The organism is Microbacterium sp. MMO-56, assembly GCF_037146215.1.
In the GTDB taxonomy this organism is placed as follows: domain Bacteria; phylum Actinomycetota; class Actinomycetes; order Actinomycetales; family Microbacteriaceae; genus Microbacterium.
This window is the reverse complement of record NZ_JBBCVW010000003.1, coordinates 233,290-254,208: the sequence shown is the minus strand read 5'-3', so window position 1 is coordinate 254,208 and position 20,919 is coordinate 233,290. Positions and strand designations below refer to the sequence as shown.

At 70.1% G+C, this 20,919-nt stretch carries 24 protein-coding genes and 1 tRNA gene; 10 read left to right on the top strand and 15 right to left on the bottom strand.

Annotation, left to right across the window (positions count from 1 at the left end; translation table 11 throughout):
- Nucleotide 1 precedes the first annotated feature (1 nt).
- From WFI00_RS04475 to WFI00_RS04440, 8 genes are read left to right on the top strand one after another with little or no spacing between them, the layout of a single operon-like run.
- Complete coding sequence (locus WFI00_RS04475) at nt 2–508, top strand: hypothetical protein (protein WP_336630771.1); 507 nt, start codon at nt 2–4, stop codon at nt 506–508.
- Nucleotides 509–1,714, top strand: coding sequence for a hypothetical protein (locus WFI00_RS04470; RefSeq protein WP_336630770.1), 1,206 nt, complete (start codon nt 509–511; stop codon nt 1,712–1,714).
- Nucleotides 1,711–2,079 carry a hypothetical protein gene (locus WFI00_RS04465; protein ID WP_336630769.1) on the top strand — a complete coding sequence of 123 codons (369 nt, stop codon included), beginning with the start codon at nt 1,711–1,713 and terminating at the stop codon, nt 2,077–2,079. Before WFI00_RS04470 ends, WFI00_RS04465 begins: the two co-directional genes overlap by 4 nt.
- Entirely contained in the window at nt 2,076–4,478 is a 2,403-nt protein-coding gene (locus WFI00_RS04460; RefSeq protein ID WP_336630768.1) for a fibronectin type III domain-containing protein, read from the top strand. The genes WFI00_RS04465 and WFI00_RS04460 overlap by 4 nt, the downstream gene beginning before the upstream one ends.
- A 10-nt stretch (nt 4,479–4,488) precedes the next feature.
- Complete coding sequence (locus tag WFI00_RS04455) at nt 4,489–5,154, top strand: M23 family metallopeptidase (RefSeq protein ID WP_336630767.1); 666 nt, start codon at nt 4,489–4,491, stop codon at nt 5,152–5,154.
- Nucleotides 5,151–5,321: a hypothetical protein gene (locus WFI00_RS04450; protein ID WP_336630766.1), complete on the top strand. Its 171-nt coding sequence runs from the start codon at nt 5,151–5,153 to the stop codon at nt 5,319–5,321. The genes WFI00_RS04455 and WFI00_RS04450 overlap by 4 nt, the downstream gene beginning before the upstream one ends.
- Nucleotides 5,318–5,485, top strand: a complete 168-nt coding sequence (locus tag WFI00_RS04445) for a hypothetical protein (protein ID WP_336630765.1) — start codon at nt 5,318–5,320, stop codon at nt 5,483–5,485. Before WFI00_RS04450 ends, WFI00_RS04445 begins: the two co-directional genes overlap by 4 nt.
- A 7-nt stretch (nt 5,486–5,492) precedes the next feature.
- The gene (locus WFI00_RS04440; RefSeq protein ID WP_336630764.1) at nt 5,493–5,669 is read left to right on the top strand and encodes a hypothetical protein; all 177 of its coding nucleotides are present in this window, start codon (nt 5,493–5,495) and stop codon (nt 5,667–5,669) included.
- Here WFI00_RS04440 and WFI00_RS04435 read toward each other — a convergent pair.
- From WFI00_RS04435 to WFI00_RS04410, 6 genes are all read right to left on the bottom strand, one after another.
- Nucleotides 5,666–6,418, bottom strand: coding sequence for a tyrosine-type recombinase/integrase (locus tag WFI00_RS04435; protein WP_336630763.1), 753 nt, complete (start codon nt 6,416–6,418; stop codon nt 5,666–5,668). The genes WFI00_RS04440 and WFI00_RS04435 overlap by 4 nt on opposite strands.
- Before the next feature lie 139 nt (nt 6,419–6,557).
- Nucleotides 6,558–6,818 (bottom strand): hypothetical protein, encoded by a 261-nt coding sequence (locus tag WFI00_RS04430; RefSeq protein ID WP_336630762.1) that lies wholly within the window; start codon nt 6,816–6,818, stop codon nt 6,558–6,560.
- A complete protein-coding gene (locus WFI00_RS04425; protein ID WP_336630761.1) occupies nt 6,818–7,102 on the bottom strand; it encodes a hypothetical protein in 285 nt (94 codons plus the stop codon). Before WFI00_RS04425 ends, WFI00_RS04430 begins: the two co-directional genes overlap by 1 nt.
- A 180-nt stretch (nt 7,103–7,282) precedes the next feature.
- Nucleotides 7,283–7,355: transfer RNA gene (locus WFI00_RS04420), tRNA-Arg, on the bottom strand.
- Between the two features lie 70 nt (nt 7,356–7,425).
- Nucleotides 7,426–8,091, bottom strand: a complete 666-nt coding sequence (locus tag WFI00_RS04415; protein ID WP_336630760.1) for an asparagine synthase — start codon at nt 8,089–8,091, stop codon at nt 7,426–7,428.
- 60 nt (nt 8,092–8,151) lie between these two features.
- Nucleotides 8,152–8,526: a DUF5684 domain-containing protein gene (locus WFI00_RS04410; protein ID WP_336630759.1), complete on the bottom strand. Its 375-nt coding sequence runs from the start codon at nt 8,524–8,526 to the stop codon at nt 8,152–8,154.
- A 179-nt stretch (nt 8,527–8,705) separates the two neighbouring features.
- Between WFI00_RS04410 and WFI00_RS04405 the strand changes: the two genes are divergently transcribed.
- A complete protein-coding gene (locus tag WFI00_RS04405; RefSeq protein ID WP_336630758.1) occupies nt 8,706–8,909 on the top strand; it encodes a hypothetical protein in 204 nt (67 codons plus the stop codon).
- Nucleotides 8,910–8,927: 18 nt separating this feature from the next.
- Here the strand turns inward: WFI00_RS04405 and WFI00_RS04400 are convergent, their stop codons facing one another.
- The 8 genes from WFI00_RS04400 to WFI00_RS04365 all read right to left on the bottom strand — a co-directional run bounded on the left by WFI00_RS04400 (nt 8,928) and on the right by WFI00_RS04365 (nt 18,535).
- Complete coding sequence (locus WFI00_RS04400; protein WP_336630757.1) at nt 8,928–9,878, bottom strand: aldose 1-epimerase family protein; 951 nt, start codon at nt 9,876–9,878, stop codon at nt 8,928–8,930.
- Between the two features lie 4 nt (nt 9,879–9,882).
- Nucleotides 9,883–11,385, bottom strand: a complete 1,503-nt coding sequence (araA, locus tag WFI00_RS04395) for an L-arabinose isomerase (RefSeq protein WP_336630756.1) — start codon at nt 11,383–11,385, stop codon at nt 9,883–9,885.
- Between the two features lie 20 nt (nt 11,386–11,405).
- Nucleotides 11,406–13,004, bottom strand: a complete 1,599-nt coding sequence (locus WFI00_RS04390) for a xylulokinase (RefSeq protein WP_336630755.1) — start codon at nt 13,002–13,004, stop codon at nt 11,406–11,408.
- Entirely contained in the window at nt 13,001–13,723 is a 723-nt protein-coding gene (locus WFI00_RS04385; protein ID WP_336630754.1) for an L-ribulose-5-phosphate 4-epimerase, read from the bottom strand. The genes WFI00_RS04390 and WFI00_RS04385 overlap by 4 nt, the downstream gene beginning before the upstream one ends.
- Nucleotides 13,720–14,769 (bottom strand): ABC transporter permease, encoded by a 1,050-nt coding sequence (locus WFI00_RS04380; protein ID WP_336630753.1) that lies wholly within the window; start codon nt 14,767–14,769, stop codon nt 13,720–13,722. The genes WFI00_RS04385 and WFI00_RS04380 overlap by 4 nt, the downstream gene beginning before the upstream one ends.
- Nucleotides 14,766–15,836, bottom strand: coding sequence for an ABC transporter permease (locus WFI00_RS04375; protein ID WP_336630752.1), 1,071 nt, complete (start codon nt 15,834–15,836; stop codon nt 14,766–14,768). Before WFI00_RS04375 ends, WFI00_RS04380 begins: the two co-directional genes overlap by 4 nt.
- Nucleotides 15,833–17,416, bottom strand: a complete 1,584-nt coding sequence (locus WFI00_RS04370; protein WP_336630751.1) for a sugar ABC transporter ATP-binding protein — start codon at nt 17,414–17,416, stop codon at nt 15,833–15,835. The genes WFI00_RS04375 and WFI00_RS04370 overlap by 4 nt, the downstream gene beginning before the upstream one ends.
- A 108-nt stretch (nt 17,417–17,524) precedes the next feature.
- Nucleotides 17,525–18,535, bottom strand: coding sequence for an ABC transporter substrate-binding protein (locus WFI00_RS04365; protein ID WP_336630750.1), 1,011 nt, complete (start codon nt 18,533–18,535; stop codon nt 17,525–17,527).
- 224 nt (nt 18,536–18,759) lie between these two features.
- On the opposite strand from WFI00_RS04365, the gene WFI00_RS04360 reads away from it, so the two are divergent.
- A complete protein-coding gene (locus WFI00_RS04360; protein WP_336630749.1) occupies nt 18,760–19,818 on the top strand; it encodes a LacI family DNA-binding transcriptional regulator in 1,059 nt (352 codons plus the stop codon).
- A 28-nt stretch (nt 19,819–19,846) separates the two neighbouring features.
- On the opposite strand, the gene WFI00_RS04355 is transcribed toward WFI00_RS04360, so the two are convergent.
- Complete coding sequence (locus WFI00_RS04355; protein ID WP_336630748.1) at nt 19,847–20,881, bottom strand: zinc-binding dehydrogenase; 1,035 nt, start codon at nt 20,879–20,881, stop codon at nt 19,847–19,849.
- Nucleotides 20,882–20,919 lie beyond the last annotated feature (38 nt).

The following is a 20,919-nucleotide window of genomic DNA, read 5'->3' as shown; positions in this document are numbered from 1 at the left end:
CATGATCGACGCCCGCGAGTCCCGCGAACTACGGGCGGTCATCCTGGCCATCGCCAACGTGGACAAGCCGCTCCGCAAGATGATCCGGCAATTCACGAAGGCGATGGCCGCACCCGAGTTCCAGAAGGCGATGGCCGCCCGAGCGACAACCGGTCTGGAGCGGCGGGCACTCGTGGATACGTCCATCGTGACGGTCTCCGACCGCAACGTGCGGATGCAGTCCGCCTCCAAGGGTCGGCCGCTCTCGGGCGGATTCAACCCGAAGGCGGACTACCCCGCGGCCGAGTGGGGCGTGGACCGCAGCCGCCGCACCACCTCGAACCGGCGCAGCCGGAAGGGCGCCGTTCACAAGGTCACCGAACCTATGCCGTCGAACCTCAAGGGCCGGTCTCGCACCGGTCACGTGTTCGGCCCCTCGGCACGCACGATGATCCCGCGCATCGGGCGCCTGTGGGTTCAGACCACCGTCCGCACCATCGCCACCGCCCTCGAAGGAAAGCAAGAGTAGATGCCCCTCACCCTCGATATCGCCGCGAACACGCGCTCCGCCGTGTCCGGCGTAAAGGACGTGGGCCAGGCGCTCGAAAGCGTCGCCGACTCTCTGGACGACCTCGCGCGCGACGCGGCGCGCAGCGGCGACCGCGCGGAGCGGGCGTTCTCCGACATGACGCGGGAAGCCAAGAAGGCAGATCGTGCCACCGACGACACCCGCCAGGCGGTCGGCAAGGTGTCTGACTCTCTCGGCGACCTCGCGCGCGACGCGGACCGCAGCGGCGACCGTGTGGAGCGGTCATTCGCAGACATGGTGCGCGAGGCCAAGAAGGCCGACAAGGCTATCGATGGGATCGGCGACGGTGCCAAGAAGGGATTCGGCAAGGCGAGTGACGCCGGGGCCGAGTTCAAAGACGAAACCCTGTCGAACCTGTCCGAGGTTACGTCATCGTTCAACGGCTCGATGGAGTCTGTTGGCGACCTTGTGCAGGGCACCCTCGGTGGTCTGACGCAGGGTCTCGGCCCCGGTCTGGGCATCGCCGCAGCCGCAGCCGCCGCAGGCGTCGGCGTGATCACCGACGCTTTCGTCAAGGCGGGCGAGGCGGCCGACGAAGCCCGCGACTCCGCATTCCAGTTCGCCTACGACGTCGGCGGCGCTCTCGATGCCGCGGGCTACACGCAGCGCATCGCCGAGTGGACCGGCGATACCGAGAAGCTGAAGCAGGCACAGGACATCGCGAAGGTCTCCGGGCAGAACGTCGCCGACGTGATCAACGCACTTGCCTCTGGCGGCGCGAAACTCGACGCCCTCTGGGATGCCTTTGAGAAGGGCGCCAACACCACCGACGTTGCCACGAACCGCGCTCTGGAGCTGGAGGGCGCTCTCAAGGGCACCCGGGAGGGCTACCTGAACGGCGGGGACGCCGCCCGGATCGCGGCGAGCCTGAACTACGAGTACGCGACAAGCGTCGGCGTGGCGACCGGCGAAACCGACGACCTGGGCAACGCAATCTACAAGCTCCCCGACGGGAAAGACATCGTCGTCAACGCGAAGACGAAGACCGCGTACGAAGACCTCGACGCGCTGGAGCGGCGCCAGATTTCGGACAAGACCGCATGGGTGCGACTTCAGGTCGATGACCGGGAAGTCCGCTACTACGAACCGCCCGCGAAGCGCGGAACGGTCTACTTCAGCGGAGGGAACGTGGCGCAACTCCTATGACCACCATCACGGCTAGCACCGGCTCGCCCGCCTCGACAGCCCCGGACCTCGTGCTCGGCTACGAGACCGGCCGCGCGTCTGGGACCAAGGTGCACACGGCGCTGAGCGGCGATATCGCTGTGGTCCTCGCCCCCGCACGACCGCGCTCGGGCACACTGCGCCTGCTCTACCAGAGTGAGGCCGCCGCGTTCGCCGCGGTGTCCCTTCACTCCCGCGCCGCGACGTTCACTCTGAGCGATGCGGAACGCTCGCGCGTGCACATGCAGTACACGCTCTCCGAGGGCGGACAGGTGCGCCTCGCGCTTGACGAGACCACCCTCGACGCGTTCGTGGTGACCGTGGATTACCAGGAGATTATCCCGTGAGCATCACCCTGCAACCCTCCGCGGAGCTTGTAGCACCGGGCGTCATCGACACCCCCGCGCGCCCCACCGAGGGCCGCGCATCGCTCGACGCGACCCGCGTGCCGTTCGCACAGGCGGAGGTCACCCTGCCGATCACCGAGGACGCCCTCCCGCTGATCGACAAGCTCGACCCTCGGCAACCTCTCCGCGGCACGCTCACCCTCGCCGAGCAGATCGCAAACACGTCGCGAGTGTTCGACCTCGCAGTGCAGTCGCGGCGGGTGACGCGTGACGGCCGCACGATGACGGTGAGCCTCGGCGGCGATGAGACCCTGCTCCAGCAGTATTACCCGCTGACCGAGGACCGGGCACCGCTCGACCGCCAGGACTCTGTGCGCGCGGTGTGCAACTACGTCCTCGGCAAGGTCATCACTCTGCGCCGGAACCTCATCCCGAACTCTTCCACGTCCGGCACGGGAGGGTGGTCGGCAGGGCGCGCGGGAACGTCGGGGCATGTCGTCAACCTGAGCAACGCGGGGTCAGACGTGCGGGCGACACTGACCACATCAGGCGGGTCGGGTGGCTCGTGGTGGCTGGCCACCAACAGCATCGCCATCGACTCTACGAAGCCGCTATCCATGCGCGGGCGCGTGCGCGGAGAGTCCGCCGCTTTCGCGTTCTATGTGGAGTTCATCTTCTACGGCGAGACGGGCGGAAGCTCGATATCCACGGTCACGTCGCCAGTATTCACGTCCTCGAGTTCCGGATACATGTGGGCCGCGCTGGAGGGCGTCACACCGCCGCCTGGAGCGGTGACCGTGGTGATGCGACTGCGTCGCGTCGGTGGCGCATCGGGGAACCACATCGGCGGCTATCGGTGGGTAATGGAGCAGGCGCCCGCCGCAGGAGAGTACTTCGATGGGAACACCGACCGCGCCGACGGCATCGACTACGCCTGGGAAGGTGCCGCGAACGCATCCCCGTCGCGGTCGTTCCCTCGCCTCAAGTCGTCGCCGGGTGTGGACGCGAACGCCACCGCGTACTGGACGGTCACGAACCTACTCACTGAACCGGGACACGAGGGCGCGCTGGGGTGGACGACAGGGACCAACGCGACCGCGCTCGGTCCCGCCTCGCCCGCTCGCAGCGGCAGTGTCGCGGCCCGGTGGACCGCACCGGCCGCGGGTGCGACGTGGATCGACACGGCAGGACCGATCCGTGTGCAGCAGGGCCGCACCTACACGATCAGCACGTTCATGCGCGCCGTCGCGGCTATCCCGGGCCGGTTCATGGTCCGGTTCCGCAACGACGCCGGAGTGATCCTGCAAGAGACGTTCTCTCCGCAGACGCCCCTCACGTCCGCCTATCAGCGTCTCGTGTACTCGGCTACCGCGCCTCCCGGCGCCACGCAGGCGACCCTCCACATCGGTGCGATCACGACCGGATCGAACCAACAGGTGTGGAACGACGATGCGATGTTCTACGAGGGCACGGAGGAAATCCCCTTCTTCGACGGGAACACCCCGAACGACGCGAACTACACCTACGCATGGTCGGGCGTCGCGCAGCAGTCCACCTCGACCCGCACACCGGTGGTTGACCGGCCCCTCGAAACGTTCTACTGGCGACCCTCCATGTCGGGGTGGGAGTTCCTCATGGCGCTTGTCGGATCGTTCGGTTACCGACTCTTCTGCGACGAGCGGCGCAATTGGTTCCTCATCGATCCCAACACCTACGTCCTGCCTGGCGAGGTCGCCACCGGCGCCGTCGCGACCGCAGCAACCGACACCATCGACCGCACCGACGACGCCTACGTCACGGGCGTGTCGATCCTGTGGAAGTGGCGCGACCGGTGGGGCATCGACCAGGAACGCACCGAAACCGCAGGCACAGCGGGTCGGGTGCGTAACCTCACCTTCGACCGCCCCTACCCGGGGACGGGACTCGCCGCCGCGATCCTGGCCCGCGCGGCGGGGGCCGGTCGGGAACACGACGTGACCGCGTTCATGGACCTCACCGCGACGCCCGCTATGAAGTTCTCCGCCACGTTCCCCGGCGTCGCCACACAGCGCGCACGGGTCACAGCAGTCGAGTGGGGCATCCGCGACGGCCTCATGCGCGTCACCGGACGCAACGGCAACAGCGTCCCCGACGCGCCCGCCGCGCCCAAGGTGACCTCGCCCGTCTCGGGGCGTCTCGTCGTCTCCTGGAGCCCTCCCGCCGACGACGGCGGGTTCCCGATCCTCGACTACACCATCGGCGTCAACGAGGGGAACAACTCCGGGGACGACATCCGCGGTGTCACGAGCCCCAACACGTCGAACGGATGGGCACCCGGCGTCAAACAGGTCTACGTCGCCGCACGCAACATCTACGGCCGCGGACCGTACTCGCCCGCCACCCTCGTCACCGTCTCCTGAAGGAACCATTGTGCGTCGTCCAGTCAACGAACCTGTCCGCATCACCGGCGACCGTGCCAGCCACGCCGAGTATGGCGTCGGTCCGGCTACCGACTACGGATGCGACATCGGCACGCCCGTGCTCGCGCCGTTCGCCGGATGGGTGAGCACCTACGTCACCAGCGCGGGCGGCCTCGGCGTCATCGTCGAGGGCGCAGACGCGACCTTCTACGGACAGCACCTACGGGTGCGCCTCGGCGCGGGGCACTACGACGAGGGCGACCGCATCGCCCTGTCAGGCAACTCCGGCACACAGACCACAGGTCCGCACCTCCACTGCTACGTCATCGTCCACGCGACGGGCGAGCGCCTGGCGATGGAGGAATACCTCGCCCGCGCCGCATCCGTCGACGCGCAGCCCTTCGAGCCCCCGACACCCCCGAAGCCCTCGACCTACTACCTGGAGGACACCATGAGCCAGCCGAAGTTCTACGCCAAGGGCGACAAGAGCCCCGAGGTCTACGCGGTCTTCACCGACGCGTGCGACACGAACAACCCCACGCAGGGCGGCGCGTACTGCGCCCGCCGCTACGTCACGCCCGGCGAGCTCGCCGGTGTCCAGGCCAAGGGTGAGAAGGTCGTCACGCTCAGCCAGTACGACCTGGACATTCTGCCGAAGGTCGCCGGGTCCCGGTGACCCTGACCATCCTCAACACTGCCCGCGTCTACCGCACGGCGCGGGCCGCTCAGCGGGACCGGGGCAACGCGCCCGCGCTCACGGCGGGGACGTACCCCGTTCAGGAGCAGCGCGGGCACCTCGCCCGTCTCCCGGCCGGATGGATCAACACGAAAGGACACACGTGAGCACAGAGCCCATCGAACTCCTGTATGAGCGACTCAAGGTCATCGAGCGCGAAATGGGAGCGATCCGGGCCGCCCAGATCGCCACCCGACCCCAGTGGCCCGCCATCGCGGCCGCCATCGCCGCCGTCCTCGCCATCATCGTCACCATCGCCGACAAGCTCTAGGAGAGTCATGCGCAACATCAAGTGGTACCTCGTCCGCCGCTACCTCTACGGCGTCGCCCTCGCCGTGCTCGGCATCCTGACCTACCACAAGGTCATCCCGCCCGAGGCCGCACCGGTCTACCTGCCCCTCGTGCTCGCCCTGTTCAACACGCGGCCTCCCGCCGTGCCGGACGAGACGGCCTAGGAGAGCCCACGGCCCGCGGCGAGCCGTGGGCCGGTCCGGCTCGCCGCCTCAACGATCCTCCGTTTCCGGTCGTCCGGTTGCCGGACGTAGACCCGGACCATGTTGAGGTTGGCCCACCCCATCAGATCGGCGATCACGTACGGGTCGCCCTCCGCCTGCACCCAGAACCTCGTGGCGGCCCGATGCCGCAACTTGTGCATCGTCCAGATGCCGCCCAACAGACGCGCCACGCGCTTGCCTACCCATTGGGGCGAGACGTGGCCGTCGTCGTCTCCAGGGAACAGGTAGCGCATCCCGTGGACCTCAATGAGCCCCAGCAGCGCCTCGGCCATGGCACGCGTCAGCGGCACGTAGCGAATCTTCCCGCCCTTGCCGTGCACGCGCAGGTCGTACCCGAGCAACGTCTCCACGACATCGCGACCGCGGATCACCGCGACCTCGGCTCGACGGAGACCATGCTCCGCAGCCAAGTCGATCCATAGCGCCTCGGTAGCGTCGGCGCGGATCAACGCCTCCAGATACACGCGATCCGGGACCGGCTGAGGGTCCGGATCAGACGGCGCGATCCGCACGACGACGGCCGTAGGGTCGGTCGTCGTGAGCCCCATCGCTACGCCCCACCGGTAGAACTCAGCGAACGTGTTACGGCGCCCGCGTTTCGTCTCGCGCGCCCACGTCTGCGCGTCCATGTAGGCGACGAGGCCCGCGCCGTCGAGCGCCCAAGGTCCGACCTCCACGCGGGCGGCCATGTGGACGAGGTGCTGTCGCCTCGTCGCGACGGACGTGGATGCGATGCCCCCCGCTCTCTGAGCGGCCAGGAAACCCTCTATCGCCGCATCCCATTCTGGTGCCATTAGGACGCTCTCACAGAATAAGCATATGTAGCGTTCACCCGGCGTTTCGGCGTGCATAACGGGCCTGTGCGGCCTGCCGAGACGTGCCGAGCGCGGCGCCAATGTATGCCCACGAACGGCCCACCGACCGCTGTCCATCGATAGCCACTTGGATAGCGGCCTCCAGGTCGTCCCGGATCGAAACGAGTTCGGCAAGCTCGAACTCGTCCGAGTCCGCCACGCGGACGCCCACGGCCCGGATGATGCGACGCGCGAACGCGAGCATGGCGAGCGTATCCACCTCTCGACGGGCCATCACACCACCCCCGATCCGTTCGCCGTTTCGTCGTCAATCCGCGATTGACACCCGTACTGCGACAGATTGGCCAAGGTGCGTGCGCGCGCGGCGCAGTCCGGACAGACGATCTTGTCGGCGGCGAACCCGAGGCGCTGTAGGTCGGGGGTGGTCGGAATATGTGCCCGACTCTTCACAGAGGGGAGAGCGTCCCCGCAGTAGTCACAGCGGATCAACGTGCCCCGGATGGACGCGAGGCCCGCCTGGGACGAGATACCGCCCACGACGACGGTGGGAATGCTCATCGGCTCGCCTCGGCGAACTCGGCGGTGACGATGCCCCAGAACGCGTCGTGCAACTCGGGGGCGCACCATCCGCAGGAGCACCCGAGAGGGCAGTCTCCACGGTCGTGCCAGTCCCGGCACGGGCATCGATACGACGAAGGCCCGCCGTGGCGGGCCTGGTCGCACTGTCTCAACTCAGTGTGCGCCCGGAGAGACTCGAACTCCCAACCTTCTGATCCGTAGTCAGATGCTCTATCCATTGAGCTACGGGCGCAGTGCGGACTTCCTGTCCGGAAGGCCGTAGATCAGCTTAGCGCACGCGGAGGGATACGCCGAATCGAGGCCTACTCCCACTCGCCGGGGTCCACGGCGCCGGGCGCGAGCGAGCCGTCGTCGACGATGTCGGGCAGGGCGCCGCTCTCGCGGAGCCGCTGCTGCGTACTCGCGCTGCGCCGGTGGGCGCGGAGCTTCGGCAGGTCGACGAGGCGCAGCGCCTGCATCCGCGCGGTGCGCATGCGCTCGTAGTCCGGCTCGAGGTCGGGGCGGTACGAGGCGATCCGTAGCGTGCTGTCGATGTTCTTCGCGACCTCGGCCCAGGCGGCGTCGCGGGCGTCGGCGATGAGGCGCTGGAGCTCGTCGTCGTCGGCCGCGCGGAGGCGCAGCTCGTTGGCGACGTGGAGGGACTGCTTCTCGCGGCGACGGAGGTTGCGCACGTCACGGCTGCGATAGTCGTGCGTGCCGACGGAGTCGGAGTGGCGGGTGCGGGCGCGCTTGCGCTCCCGTTCGGCGCGCGCGGCATCGGCCTCGGCCTCGTCGGCGAGCGCCTCCAGCGCGGCGCGCGCATCGGGGAGGTAGCGCTGCGGATCGAAGTCCTCGCCGTCGGCGAGGATGTGCACCAGGATCGTGTTCTTCAGGCTCAGCCGCGTCGCCGCGGACGCGATGTACAGCCCCTCCGCGACGACATCGCGCGTGCGCGTGCGCCTGCGCCGACCCGCCCGCTCCTCGACCACGACACCACCTCCCCTCGATCCTAGGCAAGGTGGCCCGCGGGAATCGATGGCGGCGGCGGATCAATCCGGCTTCGTGTACCGGTCCGAGCTCAGGCCGATGATGAAGAAGCCGACGGGGGCGATCAGCAGCAGCAGCACGATCGAGAAGAAGACGCCGTGCCCGAATCCGCGCCCGATCCGGACGGCGACGATGACGAAGAACACGAGGTTGACGAGCGGGATGATCGCGAGGAGCCCCCACCAGGCCGAGAATCCGGCGATCTTGACCTGGATGAACCAGTTGACGATCGGGATGAAGGCGAGGATGCCCGGATAGCCGGCCTTCGAGAAGACCCGCCACATCGCCACGGCGAGCAGCACGTAGTACGTGAGGAAGAGGACGGATCCGAGTCCGTTGCCGAAGACGGACTGCCATTGCTCCAGAGTGCCGTTCACGCGGCACAGCCTAGGGGAATCCGCTCGCTGGACGGAAGCGGGACCCTCCCGCTCCGGACGGATATCACGGCCGCCGGGAGACCGACAAGCCCTTTCTTCCCGCGGCCGCCGGTCGTAGCGTGGGGACGTATCCGTACCGGCCCGTCGGGCCGGATCCGTGCGATCTGGGAGGAGCGAACATGGGTTTCATCGATGACGCGAAGGACGCCGCAGAGACGGCGGGGCGCAAGATCAAGGACGCCTTCGAGGACACGGCCGACCGCATCGGCGGCAAGATCGACGAGGCGAAGGCCGACGCCGAGGTCAAGAAGGCCGAGGCCGAGCGCGACTCCGTCGAGAAGCGCAACGAGGTCAAGGCGGAGCTGCGCGGCGACGACAAGTGAGCGCCGTCTCCTGGCGGGTCAGAGAGCGCTGATCCGCCAGGAGACCTCGACGCCGTCCCCCGCCGGGAGGACGATCAGTCCGGCGTCGTAGTCGTAGCGATCCGCGTTGAAGGCGTCCGGTGCACACGTCATCGGCTCGACCGCCAGGCCGATCCGGTGCGACGGGTCGGCGGCGCCGCCCGGACGGTCCGCCGTGTGGATCTGCACCCACGCGCACGCGTCGTCCCACGTCATCTGCACGCCGGTGCCGGACGGATCCAGGACCCGCACGGTCGCCGTCCCCTCCGCATCGCGCGAGAGACCGGTGTACGCGTGGTCGATCTCGACCGCGCCGAGCGGGCGCGGCGAACGCCAGTCGAACCTGCCGGGGTCGGCGGCGGCGACGTCCTCCAGCGCGATCGGCGAGAGCCGGTCGGGCGTCACCTCGAGGACGCGGTCGGCCGGCAGGTCCAGCGACCAGGAGTCCAGGGGGCCGGTGCCGGCGACGAGATACGGGTGCGGCCCCGTCCCGAACGGTGCCGCCCCGGGCCCGGCGTTGCGGGCGCGGACGGTCTGGGTGAGTCCGTCCGCGGCGACCCGGTACGTCGTCTCCACCTCGACCCGCCACGGATACCCCGACTGCGGCTCGATCGTCGCGGCGAGCGTCACCGCGTCGGCGGCCTGCTCCACGACGGCGAAATCGAGCCAGACGACCAGCCCGTGCAGGGCGTGGCCGCGGTCGGGCTCGGTGAGGGCGACCTGCTGCTCCTCGCCGTCGAAGACGTAGCGCCCGTCGACGATCCGGTTCGGCCACGGCGCCAGCAGCGCCCCGCGGTAGCCGGGGCGCACCTCGTCCGCCGAGAACGGCACCACGAGGTCGCGGCCGTCGTGACGCAGGGTCCGCAGCGTCGCGCCGACGCTCGCGATCTCGGCGACGTACGCACCGGATCGGATGGTGTGGGCGGTGCCGGAGAGGGGGCGGTCGGTCATGTCGTCAGAGTCCCTGTGCGAGTCGGTAGTAGGCCTGGTTCCAGCGGATCTCCCGCTGGAAGTCGCGCACCGTCGTCTGCTCGTCGATGACGAGCAGCTCGGTCCGGGCGATCTCCGCGAAGTCGCGGAACACCTCGATCCCGACGGCGGTCGTCATCACCGTATGGTGTGCGGCGCCGGCGGTCAGCCAGCACGCCGCGCTCGTCGCGAAATCGGGCGCCGGCTTCCAGATCGCGCGCCCCACCGGGAGCTTCGGCAGGTCGGGCGCCTCCACGTTCTCCACGACGTTGGCCACGAGCCGGAACCGGTCGCGCATGTCGCTCATCGCGACGACGAGGGCGGGGCCGGGGTCGGCGGTGAAGACGAGCCGCACCGGGTCGTCCTTGCCGCCGATGCCGAGCGGGTGGATCTCCAACCGGGCCTTCGTCGAGCTCAGCGAGGGGGCGACCTCGAGCATGTGCGCGCCGAGGATCTTCTCCTCGCCCGGGGCGAGGTCGTACGTGTAGTCCTCCATGAGGCTCGCCCCGCCGGGGAGGCCCGCGCCCATGACGTTCGCGACCCGCACGAGGATCGCCGTCTTCCAGTCCCCCTCCGCGCCGAAGCCGTAGCCCTCCGCCATGAGGCGCTGCACCGCGAGCCCGGGGAGCTGTGTCAGCGACCCCAGGTCCTCGAAGCTCGTCGTGAAGGCGCCGAACCCGCCCGCCTCGAGGAACGAGCGGAGCCCGATCTCGATGGCCGCGCCGTCCCGGAGCGACTGGTGGCGCTCGGCCCCCGGAAGCAGCTCGTCGACGACGTCGTACTCGGCGAGGTAGGTCTCGACGAGCGCGTCGATGTCGGACGCGGATGCCGCGGCCACCGCGTCGGCGAGCTCGTTGACGCCCCACGTGTTCACCTGGACGCCGAAGCGGAGCTCGGCCTCGGTCTTGTCGCCCTCGGTGACAGCGACGTAGCGCATGTTGTCGCCGAAGCGGGCGAGCTTGAGCGTGCGGGCCGCCTGCCAGCCGGCAGCGGCGCGCTGCCACTGCTCGATCTGCGTCTGCACGGCCGGGTTCGAGACGTGGCCGACGACGGTCTTGCGCGGCACGCCCAGGCGCGTCTGGATGTAGCCGAACTCGCGGTCGCCGTGTGCGGCCTGGTTGAGGTTCATGAAGTCGAAGTCGATCTCCGCCCACGGGAGGTCGACGTTCGCCTGCGTGTGCAGGTGCAGCAGCGGCTTCTGGAGCGCGTCCAGGCCCGAGATCCACATCTTCGCGGGGCTGAACGTGTGCATCCAGGCCACGATGCCGATGACCGCGTCGTCGGCGTTCGCCTCGAGCGCCAGGCGGCGGATGCTGTCGGAGTCCGTCAGCACCGGCTTCCACTCGACCCGCACCGGCAGCGACGCGAGCCCGGCGGCGACCTGCTGCGACTGGGCCGCGACCTGGCGAAGCGTCTCCTCGCCGTAGAGGCCCTGGCTTCCGGTGACGAACCAGACGGTGTAGCCGTCGAGAGACGTGCGCAGAGACATAGGGGGTCCTTTCAGAGGGGTCAGAGGGCGGTGACGGCGGCGCGCTCGATCGCGAGGCCCGCCCGGTACCGCTCGAGGTACGCGGCGAAACCGGCCGCGTCGGTGGTGTCGGGCGCCACGACCGAGACACGCGCCCCGGCGAAGACGGTCTCGTCGAGGTAGCGCGCCAGTGCGGGGGCGCCGTCCGCGCCCTCGGCGACGGTCCGACGGAAGGCGGCGAGCACCGCGGCCCCCCAGGGGCCGCCCTCCGAGGCGGTCTCGCCCACCGCGACGGGGGCGTCGAGCGCCGCGGCGAGGAATCGCTGGGCCACGCCGGCGGTGCGGAACACGCCGCCGTGGGCGAACATCCGGTCGATCGCGACGCCCTCCGCGGCCAGGGTCTGCATCCCGAGGGCGAGCGTGCCGAACACGCCGTACACCTGCGCCCGCATGACGTTGGCGAGCGAGAACTCCGAATCCGGGGTCCGCACGACGAGGGGCCGGCCGGCGGTGAGGCCCGCGACGGGCTCCCCCGCGAGGTGGTTGTAGGCGAGCAGCCCGCCCGCGTCCGGTGACCCGGCGAGGGCCTCGCGCAGCAGGACGTCGAACACCGCGTCGTCCTCCAGCGGCGTCCCGGCCGCCGCGGCGAACCGGCCGAACAGCCCCGCCCACGCCGCGAGCTCGCTGGCCCCGTTGTTGCAGTGGACCATGGCCACCGCGTCGCCCGCCGGCGTCGTGACGAGGTCGATCTCCTCGTGGACGCTCGACAGCGGACGCTCGAGCACCACCATGGCGAAGATGCTGGTGCCCGCGCTGACGTTCCCGGTGCGGGGCGCGACGGCGTTCGTCGCGACCATCCCGGTGCCCGCATCGCCCTCGGGCGGGCACGCGGGCGCACCCGCGCGCAGCGCTCCGGTCGGGTCCAGCAGCGCCGCACCCGTCTCGGTGAGCGCCCCGGCGTCCGCCCCGGCGGGCAGGACGTCCGGCAGGAGGGATCGCAGCGGTGGGAGCTCGCCCGGATCGAGGGCATCGAACAGCGCGACGAGTCGCTCGTCGTAGTCGAGCGTGCCGGCACCGATCGGGAACACCCCCGACGCGTCGCCGACGCCCAGCACGCGGCGCCCCGTGAGACGCTCGTGCACGTAGCCGGCGAGGGTGGTCACCGTGGCGATCCGCCCGACGTGCGACTCGCCGTCGCGCACCGCCTGACGCAGGTGCGCCACCGACCAGCGCAGCGGGATGTTGAGCCCGAACAGCCCGGTCAGCTCCGCGGCCGCCGGCCCCGTCGTGGTGTTCCGCCAGGTGCGGAACGGAACGAGCAGCTCGCCGTCGGCGTCGAAGGCCAGGTAGCCGTGCATCATCGCCGAGATCCCGATCGCTCCGACCTCGGTGATGCGTGCGCCGTGACGACGCTCCGCGTCGGCGACCAGGTCGGCGTACGCGGCCTGCACACCCGCCCAGACGGCGTCGAGCGAATACGTCCACCGTCCGTCCTCGAGACGGTTCTCCCAGCCGTGCGCACCGGTCGCGAGGACGTTCGTGGGATCGTCGGCGTCGATGAGGCACGCCTTGATCCGGGTCGACCCGAACTCGATGCCCAACGCGGTACGACCCGCGCGGATGCTCTCCCCGCCGGTCATCGCCGGTCGTCCGAGCTCTGGCCGTACACGTTCTGGTAGCGGGCGAAGAGGGCGTCGATCGCCTCCGGCGGGATGGGGATCAGCTCCCCCGCCTGGCGGGCGAGATGGACCGTGCGGGCGACGTCCTCGCACATGACCGCGGCCTTCACGGCGTCCTTCGCGCTGGCGCCGATCGTGAAGGGGCCGTGGTTCTGCATCAGGACGGCGCGCGAGCGGTGGCCGCGCAGCGTCTCGACGATCCCGCGACCGATCGAGTCGTCGCCGATGATCGCGAACGGCCCGACCGGGATGGGGCCGCCGAACTCGTCGGCCATCGCCGTGATCACGCAGGGGATCTCCTCGCCGCGTGCCGCCCACGCCACGGCGTAGTCGGAGTGCGTGTGCACGACTCCGCCCACCTCGGGCATATGCCGGTACACGTAGGCGTGCGCGGCGGTGTCGCTGGACGGGCTGCGCTCGCTCCCCGGCGTCCCGGGCACGACGGCGCCGTCGAGATCGCAGAGGATCATGTTCTCCGGGGCGAGGTCGTCGTAGGACACCCCCGACGGCTTGATGACGAACAGGTCGCTGCCGGGCACGCGGCCGGACACGTTGCCGCCGGTCCAGACCACGAGCCCGTAGCGGACGAGCTCGCCGTGCAGGCGCGCCACGTCGGCGCGGACGGCGTCGATCCGCTGCTGCACGGCGGTGTCGAACACGGGCGGGGTCACGGCGGTCATTCGCTCTTCCTCTTCGTCAGGGCCCGCTGCAGGAGCACGAACACCAGCAGGATGCCGCCGGTGATGATCGTGAGGTACTCGGGCTTGATGGAGCCGTCCTTCGTGATGATCATCCACAGCGCCGCGAGGACGAGCGAGCCGACCACCGAGCCCAGGACGTAGCCGACACCGCCGGTGAGCAGCGTCCCGCCGATGACCACGGCGGCGATCGCGTCGAGCTCCCAGCCGATGCCCGTGACGTTCTGCGCCTTGCCGCCCACCTCCGCGGTGTACACGACGGCGGCGAGCCCGGCGAGGGCGCCGCTGATCACGTAGATGAGCACGCGGGTGCGCACCACCGGCAGTCCCATGAGCTGCGCGGAGGACTCCGCGCCGCCGATCGCGTACACGGTGCGGCCGCTGCGGGTGCGGTGGAGGAAGACGACCGCGGCGATCACGACGATCACGGCGATGAAGAACCCGGGGGTCAGCACGAGGTCGTTGACCTTCGGCCCGTCGATGAGCTTCCAGTCCGTCGCGAGCAGGTGGATCGGCGCGTCGTCGGGCGCGTGCACGGGCGTCGTCGACAGCATCGACGCGAGCCCGCGGGCGAGGAACATCATCGCGAGGGTCGCGATGAACGGCTGCACCGAGAAGTACTGGATCAGCACGCCCGCGACGAGGCCGAACGCGGCGCCGAACACGATCATCAGCACGATCGCGAGCCAGCCGTTGACGCCGGCGTCCATGAGCATGACGCCCGCCACGGAGGTGAAGGCGACGACGGCGCCCACCGACAGGTCGATGCCGCCCGAGAGGATGACGACCGTCATCCCGACGGCGAGGATGATCGTCGGCGCGAAGCTGACGAGCAGGCTCGACATCGTGCCGGCGTGGAAGACGCGCCCGTAGGCGATCTCCGCGTACACGAGCATGCCCACGAAGAGGACCACCGCCGCGAGGGTGGGGATCAACGACTGGCTGCGGCCCCACACGCGCGACCAGGCGGATCCGCCGGAGACGAGCTCCGCCGCGTCGCGCTCGCGGGTCATCGATGCGTCGCTCATGCGACGACCTCCTTCGGCTGGGTGGACTCGGCCAGCGGCGCGGCGGGCGTACGCGGCCGGCTGCCGCGGTGCAGCACGATCGAGCGGATCCGCTCCGACTGCACCAGCACGAGCGCGACGATGACGATGGCCTTGAACGCCGGCGTCGCGGCGGCGGAGACCCCGAGGAAGAGCACCGTCTTGTTGAGGGTGGCGATGAGCAGCGCCCCGACCGTCGAGCCGACGATGGAGAACTTGCCGCCGGCGAGCGAGGTGCCCCCGATGACGACCGCCAGGATCGCGTCGAGCTCCATCTGATAGCCGGTGCCCGACACGTCGACGGTCATGACCTCCGACACGGTGAACAGGCCGCCGACGGCGGCGAGCACGGCGGAGAGGACGTACACGGAGATGAGGATGGGGCGCGGCCTGATGCCGGCGAGCCGGCTGGCCTGCGGGTTGATGCCGATCGCCTCGATCATGAGGCCGAGGGCCGTGCGGCGCATGACCAGCGCGACGAGGACGACGATCGCGATCGCGAGGACGAAGCTCAACGGGAGCCCCAGGAACTGTCCGTTCGCCAGCGCGCGGAAGGGCGCGTTCTCCGCGTTGGTGTTCTGTCCGCCCGTGATCACGCGGGCGATCCCGCGCCCGGCGAGCATCATCACGAGCGTGCTGATGAAGGGTTGCAGCCCGACCACCGCGACGAGGAATCCGTTGACGGCGCCCAGCAGCGCGCCCAGCAGCACCGCGAGACCGATCGCCGCGAGCATCGCGCCGATCGAGGTCGGCTGGCCGAGGCCGGACAGGGTGACCATGGCGATCGCGCCGCCGACGGCCATCACCGACCCGACCGACAGGTCGATGCCGCTCGTCGCGATCACGAACGTCATGCCGAGGGCGATCATCACGATCGGCGCGGACACCCGCAGGATGTCCAGGACGTTGCCCGAGAGCTGGCCGGTCGTCGGGTTGACGCCGACCGCGAGATACGTCGGGTCCTTCAGGGTGTTCACCACCAGCAGCAGCGCGATGCCGACGATGCCCCAGAACCACGGGGTGCGCATGAGCGCCCGCACACGGGTCATGCCTGTTCTCCTTCGACCTCGTCGGCGAGCGCGTCAACGCGCTCCTCCGCGGCGACGTCGGACTCGGCGGCGATGATCGAGACGATCCGCTCCGCCGTGACGTCCGGTCCGTTGACGACCTCGCCGACCTTCTGGTGGTCCTTCATGATGACGATGCGCTCCGAGAGGCGGACGACCTCTTCGAGCTCGGACGAGATGAACACGACGCCCATGCCGCCTTCGGCGAGCTCGGCGACGGTCTCCTGGATGTCGGCCTTGGCGCCGACGTCGATGCCGCGCGTGGGCTCGTCGAGCAGCAGCAGCTCGGGGTCGGTCGCGAGCCACCGGCCCAGGAGCACCTTCTGCTGGTTGCCGCCGGAGAGCAGCCGGATCGGCCGGTCCGGGTCGTTGGGCCGCACGCTGAACCGCTCCATGTACATCGTCACGAGCCGGTCGACCTCGCGCGCGGGGACCCGGCGCAGCCACCCCCGCTGCGCCTGCACGGCGAGCATGATGTTCTCGCGGATGCTGAGGTCGCCGACGATGCCGTCGTCGCGCCGGTTCTCGGTGGAGTAGGCGATGCGGTGCGCGAGTCCCGCCACGGGCGAGCCGATCGAGGCCTTGGCGCCCTTCACGCGGACCGTGCCCGCGTCCGGCTTGTCGGCGCCGACGATGAGCCGCGCGAGTTCGGTGCGGCCGGAGCCGAGCAGACCGGCGAAGCCGACGACCTCGCCGCGGTGCACCTCGATGTCGGTGGCCGTCAGGGCGCCCTTGCGGGCGAGTCCCTCGGCGGCGTAGACGGGCGTCTCGCTGCGGTCGCGCTCGTCCGTCTGCCGGCTGGAGCCCAGCGCACGCAGCGCGCCGAGGTCTTTGCCGATCATCTTCGCGATGAGCTGGGTGCGGTCGAGCTCGCGCGTGAGGTACTCCCCCACGAAGCGTCCGTTGCGCAGCACCGTGATGCGGTCGCTGATCGCGTAGACCTGGTCGAGGAAGTGGGAGACGAAGAGGATCGCGACGCCCTGATCGCGCAGTCGCCGCATCACGCCGAAGAGCACCTGCACCTCGGCGGCGTCGAGGCTCGACGTCGGCTCGTCCAGGATCAGGACCTTCGACCGGCTCACCATCGCGCGGCTGATCGCCACGAGCTGCTGCAGCGCGATCGAGATCGACGACAGCGGTGCGCGCGGGTCGAGGTGCCCGAGTCCCAGTGCGGCGAGGGCCTCGTGGGCACGGGCGTGGGTCGCCCGCCAGTCGATGCCGAAGAACGACCGCGTCTCGTGGCCGAGCATGACGTTCTCGCCGATCGTCAGGTTGGTGCAGAGGTTGACCTCCTGGTACACCGTGGAGATGCCTGCCGCCTGCGCGGACGCGGTGCCGGAGAGCCGGCGCTCCTGTCCGAAGACGAGGATGGAGCCGGAGTCGATCTGGTAGACGCCGGTGAGGGCTTTGATCAGCGTGGACTTGCCGGCGCCGTTCTCGCCCATGAGGGTGTGGACCTCGCCGGGCAGCAGGCGGAAGTCGACCTCGTCGAGGGCTTTGACGCCCGGAAAGGTGATCGACGCGCCGCGGACCTCGACGACCGGGAGGGGTTCGTTCTCCACGTGCAGACTTCCTCGTGTGAGTGGTGGACCGCCGAGGCGGTGGGGTGGGGTGGGGGCGCCGTTCCCGACGCCCCCACCCCGTTCTGGCGGATGCGGAGTCCGCGGGGCTTAGAAGCCCAGGCCCTCGTCGAGCGCCTTCTGAGCGGCCTCGGGAGAGTCGAACGTCGCGCTCTTGACGATGATCGTCGGGTCGACCTTCTCGCCCGCCAGGGTCTTCTTGACGGCGTCGACCGCGTCGGTGCCGAAGAAGGGGTTGTACTGGGCGACGAAGCTCAGGTCGCCCTTGGCGAGCGCCTCGAGAGCACCCTTCGTCCCGTCGATCGTCGCGATCTTCACGTCGGTGCCGGGCTTGAGACCCGCCGCCGTGACGGCCTGCGCCGCGCCGATGCCCATCTCGTCGTTCTGGGCGAAGATGAACTGGACGTTGTTGTTGTTGGCCTTGAGGACGGTCTCGATGACCGACTTGCCCTCGTCCGTCTTCCAGTTGGCCGTCTGCGCGCCGACCTTGTTCCAGCCCGCCTTGCCCTCGATCGCGGAGTCGAAGCCCTCGTTGCGCTCGTTGACGACCGAGAGGCCCGGCACACCCTCGAGCACGAAGTAGTTCGCCCCCTGCGGGAACGCCGAGACGGCCCACTCGCCCACCGAGGTGGCGACCTGCACGTTGTCGGGCGCGATGCGGGTGACGTAGAGGTCGGAGGGCGCGTCGACGCCGCGGTCGAGCAGGATGACCGGGATCTCCGCCTCCTTGGCCTTCTTCAGCGCGTCCTCCCAGCCCGAGGCCTCGGTGGCCGTCAGGAGGATCACGTCGACCTCGTCGTTGACGAAGGTCGAGAACGCGTCGAGCTGCGACTTCTGGTCGCTCGGGCTCGAGGCGGGTGCGTACTTGAGGTCGAAGCCCGCGTCCTTGGTGAACGCGTCCTTGATCGCCTTCTCGTTGGCGTTGCGCCAGCCGCCCTCGGGTCCGACGGCGACGAAGCCGACCGTGGTGACGTCGCCCGTCGACGAGCCGTCCTCCGTGGCGGCGGGGGTGCTCCCCCCTGCGCACGCCGTCAACCCGAGTGCGAGGGCACCCGCCGCGACGACACCGGTCAGAGCACGGAACCGCTTGTTCTGGGACATTCCCCATCTCCTCCTTGAGAATCAGTCCCCGCCGCCGGACTCGGCGACGAGGTGGTGCCCGTGGGGACACTCTCGTGATGCACTCGAATGTTAGCGCTCACAATCTCGGCGCCACAAGTCGGCGTTATCGAATTGTGAGCGCTCACTCCAGGCAGGCCGCTGTCGCACCCGTGCCGCACCGATGTCGCACCGCCATACCGCCGGAGCGTGCGCTAACGTCGCCTATGCCCGCGCACGACGCGGAGAGCGCTCGGAGGGCCGGGATGTCGGGAGCCGGCACGGGGCGCACGCGTCGCCCGGGCGGCAAGGTGAGCATCTACGACGTCGCCGAGCGGGCCGGAGTGTCGCATCAGACGGTGTCCCGCGTCATCAACGGCCACCCCAACATCCGCGAGGCCACCCGCGAGCGCGTCGAACGCGCGATGGCGGAGATCGACTACCACCCGAGCGGGATCGCCCGCGCCCTGGCCACCAGCCGCACGCGGCGCATCGGCGTCATCGTCGACAGCCCCGTGCAGTACGGTCCGAGCAGCACGTTCCGCGCGATCGAAGAGGCCGCGGTGGACGCCGGGTACGGCGTCAACGCGTTGAGCGTCGGCGACGACGTCGATCTCGACCGGGCGCGCGTGCAGGAGATCGACGCGCTGTGCGTGATCGCGCCGCGGTACTCGACGCTGTCCACCCTGCGCGCACGGACGAGCGGCGTGCCGCTGCTGCTCGTGAAGGCCGATCCCGAGCACGACGTCCTCTCCGTCGCGGTCGACCAGTACGCGGGCGCCGTCCACGCGGTGGACCATCTCCTGGAGCTCGGGCACCGCCGCATCCTCCACCTCGGCGGACCGCGCGACTGGGCGGATGCCCGGGTGCGCGCACGTGCGTACAGCGAGCGACTCGCGGCGGAGGGTCTGGACCCGTATCCCCCGCTCCTCGGGGACTGGACGAGCGACTACGGGTACCGCGTCGGCAGCGATCCCGCGGCGATCCCCGACGAGGTGACCGCGGTGTTCGCGGCGAACGACCAGATGGCGCTCGGACTCGTCCACGGTTTCCACCGGCGCGGCATCCGGGTCCCCGACGACGTCAGCGTGGTGGGGTTCGACGATCTGCCCGACGCGCGGCACTTCCTCCCCCCGCTCACCACGGTCCGCCAGGACTTCCACGCCCTGGGCACCCTGGCCCTCACCACCCTCATCGACGCCCTGGAGGGCCGCGCCCCGGTCGAAGGCCGGATGATCGAACCCGAGCTGGTCGTGCGCGCATCGACGGCGGCGCCGCGGGGCTGACCCCGCACTCGAGCCGGGGCGGGGCCCGTCAGGGTCGGAGCATCACCTTGAGCGCCTCGCGCCGGTCCATCAGCTCGTAGCCGCGGGCGGCGTCCTCGAGGTCGAGCTCCACGTCGAAGACGCGGCCCGGATCGACCTCCCCGGAGAGGATCCCCGGCAGGAGCGCGTCGATGTAGGCCCGCACCGGGGCCACGCCCCCGGTGACGGTCACGTTGCGCGCGAACTGGTCGCGACCCACCGGCGCGAGCGTGTACTGGGGGACGCCGACGCGGGCGATCCGCCCGCCGGGGCGCACGATGCCGAGCGCCTGCTCGAAGGCGGGGAGATGACCGACCGCTTCGAGGACGACGTGGCAGCCGTCGCCCCCGGTGAGCTCGCGGACGGCGTCGATCCCCTCCTCCCCGCGCGCGGCGACGACCTCGGTCGCCCCGAACTCGCGCCCGAGCGATGTGCGGTCCTCGTGCCGCCCCATGAGGATGATCCGTTCCGCTCCGAGCCGGCGCGCAGACAGCACGGCGAGCAGACCCACGGCGCCGTCCCCGATCACGGCGACGGTGGTTCCCGGGCCCGCTCCGCCGGTGAGCGCGGCGTGGTGGCCCGTGCCGTAGACATCGCTGAGCGTGAGGAGACTCGCGAGGTGCTCGCTGTGCTCGTCGACGGCGACCGGGTAGAGGGTGCCGTCGGCGAGCGGTGCCCGCAGCAGCTCCGCCTGGGATCCCGCCGAACCGCGACGATCGCGCAGCCCCGCGAGCCGGCACGAGGTCTGCAGCCCCTCGCGGCAGAAGTCGCACGTCCCGCAGGAGAAGACGAACGGCACGATCACCAGGTCGCCCGGCCGCACCGTGGCGACGTCGCCGCCCACCTCCTCGACGACACCGATGTACTCGTGCCCCATCGACACGCCCGCCGGGGCGGCCGCCATCGAGTGGTACGGGTGCAGATCGCTGCCGCACACGCACGTGCGCACGAGGCGCACCAGGGCGTCGGTGGGCTCCTCGATCCTCGGGTCGGGAGCGTCGATGACCCGGACGTCGCCGGGGCCGAACATGTAGGCAGCACGCATGAGTCCAGTCAACACCCCTCGGACGGCACCGCCGCGCG